This is a genomic window from Dietzia sp. UBA5065 (assembly GCA_002415925.1).
In the GTDB taxonomy this organism is placed as follows: Bacteria; Actinomycetota; Actinomycetes; order Mycobacteriales; family Mycobacteriaceae; genus Dietzia.
In genome coordinates this window covers 3,173-7,191 of the sequence record DIAZ01000121.1, presented here as the reverse complement: position 1 = coordinate 7,191, position 4,019 = coordinate 3,173, and the positions used below count along the sequence as shown (strand labels likewise).

4 protein-coding genes are annotated in these 4,019 nt (G+C 72.2%); 3 read left to right on the top strand and 1 reads right to left on the bottom strand.

Going from position 1 to position 4,019, the window contains the following annotated elements:
• Positions 1–169: 169 nt before the first annotated feature.
• The 3 genes from B4M60_RS09330 to B4M60_RS09320 all read left to right on the top strand — a co-directional run bounded on the left by B4M60_RS09330 (position 170) and on the right by B4M60_RS09320 (position 3,445).
• Positions 170–1,216, top strand: a complete 1,047-nt coding sequence (locus B4M60_RS09330) for a beta-ketoacyl-ACP synthase III (RefSeq protein ID WP_291082681.1) — start codon at positions 170–172, stop codon at positions 1,214–1,216.
• 102 nt (positions 1,217–1,318) lie between these two features.
• On the top strand, positions 1,319–2,416 hold the full coding sequence (locus B4M60_RS09325; RefSeq protein WP_291082678.1) for an SGNH/GDSL hydrolase family protein: 1,098 nt from the start codon (positions 1,319–1,321) through the stop codon (positions 2,414–2,416).
• Between the two features lie 54 nt (positions 2,417–2,470).
• A complete protein-coding gene (locus tag B4M60_RS09320; RefSeq protein ID WP_291082676.1) occupies positions 2,471–3,445 on the top strand; it encodes an SGNH/GDSL hydrolase family protein in 975 nt (324 codons plus the stop codon).
• A gap of 47 nt (positions 3,446–3,492) precedes the next feature.
• Here B4M60_RS09320 and B4M60_RS09315 read toward each other — a convergent pair.
• Positions 3,493–4,019: Dyp-type peroxidase (locus B4M60_RS09315; protein WP_291082673.1), on the bottom strand; the 527-nt coding region annotated here is incomplete at its 5' end.

Below are 4,019 nucleotides of genomic sequence, written 5' to 3'. Positions count from 1 at the left end.
GCCGTGGACGGCGTCGAGCCCACGTGGGACGCGTCGCGGTGGCGCGCCTGGCTCGGTGGGCTGATCGCGGACTGACCCGCTCCACGGTCCGCCTCAGGCGACTCTCACGCCCGATCAGTATTGTGTCGTGGAGCACGTGAGACGCATACCGACGAGGAGCTACACCCGTATGGCCGATTCCAACGACACCGTGACCATCGCGACCGGCGAGGGCGCGTCCGGCACGACCCTCCTGGGGATCGGCGCCTACCGCCCCGAGCGCGTGGTGAGCAACGAGGAGATCTGCGAGTCGATCGACTCGACCACCGAGTGGATCTACGAGCGCTCGGGCATCCTCAACCGTCGCTTCGGGAACGAGGAGGAGACGGTCGTCATGATGGCCAGCGCCGCCGCCGAGAAGGCCGTGCGGTCCGCGGGCATCGACTCGGAGCTCGTCGACGCGGTGATCGTGTGCACCTCCACGTACGAGAGCATGACCCCGCACGCCGCGCCCAAGGTCGCGATGAACATCGGCCGTAACGGGATCGCCGCGTTCGACCTCACCGCCGGCTGCGCCGGCTTCGGCTACGGACTGGCCGTGGCCACCAACCTCATCCGTGGCGGCGGGGCGAAGTACGTCGTGGTGGTGGGCGTCGAGCGGATGAGCGACGGCATCGACCCCACCGACCGCAACACCGCCTTCATCTTCGGCGACGGCGCGGGCGCCGTGGTGGTGGGCCCGTCGGACTCCAACGATGTGGGCCCGGTGGTGTGGGGCTCGGACGGCGAACAGGCCGACGCCATCAGGCAGACCAAGAACTGGCGCGAGTTCATGGCGGAGGCCTCCGACGGCGCCGCGGTGCAGCCGTACCTGGTCATGGACGGTTCCAAGGTGTTCCGCTGGGCCGCGGTCCAGGTCTCCAAGGTGTGTGCCAAGACGCTCGAGACCACGGGCGTGACCGCCGAGCAGATCCAGGCGTTCATCCCCCACCAGGCCAACGGCCGCATCAACTCGGCCATGGCCAAGCACCTCGGGCTGCCCGACTCGGTGGCCATCGCCAACGACATCGAGCAGACCGGCAACACCTCGGCGGCCTCGATCCCCCTGGCCATGGAGGCCATGCTGCGGGACGGCCAGGCCAAGGAGGGCGACCTGGCCCTGTGCATCGGCTTCGGTGCCGGACTGTCCTACGCCGGCCAGGTCGTGCGCCTGCCCGCCGCACCGCCCGTCGACTGACTGCCCTCGCCGCCGGGCCTCGCCGCCCGGCGGCGGCGTCGAGTCGCTCCGTCCGGTGCCGTGCCGGCCCACACTAGAACGCGTTCATGCGAGAGTGGGCCCATGACCACAGCTCGCCCCCGCCGGTCCGCACGCCGCCTGCTGGCCGGGTCCGCCGCCGTCGCCGCGTCAGCCGTCCTCGCCTCCCTGGCCGTGGTCCCCGGCGCCGCCGCCCGAATTCCCGCTCCCCCGCTACCGGCCGCACCCGCCGCCACCGGATCCACGGCCGAGCAGACCGGTGAATCCATCGAGACCCTGGGCCGGAACATCGCGGATCAGACGACCGGCACCGGAACCGGCCCGTCGGTCTACACCGGCACCGGCGCCGGGCCGTCCCGGTACGTCGCGCTGGGCGACTCCTACGCGGCGGTCGGCCGGATCGCGCCCGGGTCCTGGGGCGGCGGCCCGGCGGCCTGCGTCCGCACCGACGACGCCTACCCCGTGGTGGTGGCCCGTGGCCTCGGCGTGGGCACGTTCGTCAACGCCAGCTGCGGCGGCGCGGTCGCGGACGACTTCTGGACCCCCGGGCGGACCGGCGCCCCTCCGCAGTTCGAGGCGCTCGACGCCGGGACCGACCTGGTCTCGCTGACCATCGGCGGCAACGACGTGGGGTTCGCCGCGGTCATCCTCGCGTGTGCGGTGCGGCCGAACATCGCGACCGAGTTGCGTCCGATGGTGGACGGCGCCACCGGCACCATCGCGAAGGGCTTCGACGTCTCGACCGGGTGCGCTGACGTGATCGACCGTCAGGCCGCCGAGGCGCTGGAGACCCTCGACGGGCGTATGGACTCCGTCTACCGGGGCATCGCCGAGCGCTCGCCGAACGCTCGCGTGGTGACCGTCGGCTACCTCGCCGCGGTTCCCGAGGACGACCAGATCATCCGCGAGTCGCCCGCCTGCGCGCCGTTCATGGCGATCAGCCGGGAGGAGCGAGCCAAGGTCCGCGGCTTCCAGGAGAGCGTCAACCGGGTGGTCCGCGAGGCCGCCGAGCGAAACGGCGCCACCGTCGTCATCCCGGACGAGCCCGGTCGCTCGATGTGCGCGTCGCCCGAGACCCGCTGGGTCGACTTCACGGGACTGGACACGGGAGCGGTGCCGGTGCACCCGACCCCCGCCGGACACGCTCACGTCGCGAACCGTGTCCTCGCTGCGCTTGGCTGAACCCAGGCGGCTGAACCGCCTGCGCGGCGGCGACGGGGACAGCAGAATGTGAGAATGCCCACTCCCCGTCGCCGCCGCACCGGCTCCCGCTTCGTCCCCACCCTCGCCCTGGCCGCCTCCGCCTGCCTCGCGGCAGTGCCCCTGGCGTCCGCGCAGTCCACCGCCCAGGCGGACGGCACGATCACCGTCGGTTCGCTCGGCTCGACCGCGGACCTGCCCGCCTCCGCGTCGGGCTCGCTCGGTTCCCTGGCTCAGCCCGCGTACGCCGACTACGTCGCGCTGGGCGACTCGTACGCGGCCTTCGGTGACCAGACCGAGACCCTCGGCCCCGCGAGCTGCGACCGGAGCACGACCAACTACGCCAGCACCCTCGACGCCAACCCGGCCGTCGGCGATCTCACCGACGTGTCCTGCGGCGGCGCCAGGATCCCGGACCTCGCCGCCGGGCAGGCCCCCGGAATCCCGGCGCAGTTCGACGCGCTCGACGTCGGCACCGACCTGGTCACCCTGTCCATCGGCGGCAACGACGTGGGCTTCAGCATGATCGTCGGCTGCATCACCAGGCAGGGTCCGTTCGCCCAGCTGCCACCCACGTCCACGTGTCAGTCCCAGATCGGTGGGAACGTCGAATTGGCCATCAACGCCGTGTTCGGCACCGGCGGCCAGATCGATGACGTCTACGACGCGATCGAGGAGCGGTCGCCACAGGCGAAAGTCATCGCCACGCGGTACCTGCCGCTCATGCCGGCCGCCGGGGGAAGCTGCGCGTTCACCGACTCACTCAACCCGGACGACGTGGCCTGGGCCCGAGCGGTGGGCGCGGCCATCAACGTCGCCGTCAACATCGCGGCCACCCGCAACGGCCACGTCTCGGTCCTGCCCACCAGCGTCGACGACCGCAGCGCCTGCGCGCCCGCCGACCAGCGCTGGACCGACTTCCTCGGGGGGCCGCCGACCAACGCCGCCCCGTTCCACCCCACCGCCCTGGGCCAGCAGGCCATGGCCGGGGCCATCGCGGACGCGCTGTAGCCCGTCCAGCCCGCTCAGCCCGTCCAGCCCACCCAGCCCGCGAGAACTCAGCCCTCGAACAGCCCCTGCCCCACGTACCCACCCTCCGGAGCGCCGGGCGGGAGCGTGAACACGGCCGACCCGATCGGGATCGTCCACGTGTTGAGCGCGTCCTGCTCGGCGAGCCGCTGCTGGACCGGGACGTAGGTGCGCACCGGGTCGGCCATGTAGGCGGCAAAGATCAGTCCGCTGTTGCTGATCTCGCCCCGCTCCGGCGGGTCGTCGTAGTTGTACGGCCGACGCAGCATCGCCTCGCCGCGGTTCCGCTGCCGCGCCCGAGCCATGTGCGACTCGGGCGGGATCACCGGCAGCCCCACCTCGTCGACGGCCTCGAAGTCGGCGGGGTCACCCTCGGCGGTGCCGGTCAGCGGGGCTCCGGTGTCGAGCGTCCTGCCCACGCTCAGCTCGCGCGAGGTGCGGTCGATCTGCTCCCAGGTGTCCAGGGTCATGCGGATGCGCCGCAACACGAGCGAGGACCCGCCACGCATCCACCTCTGGACCTGCCCGTCCGACGAGCGGCCGTCGGAGAACAGGA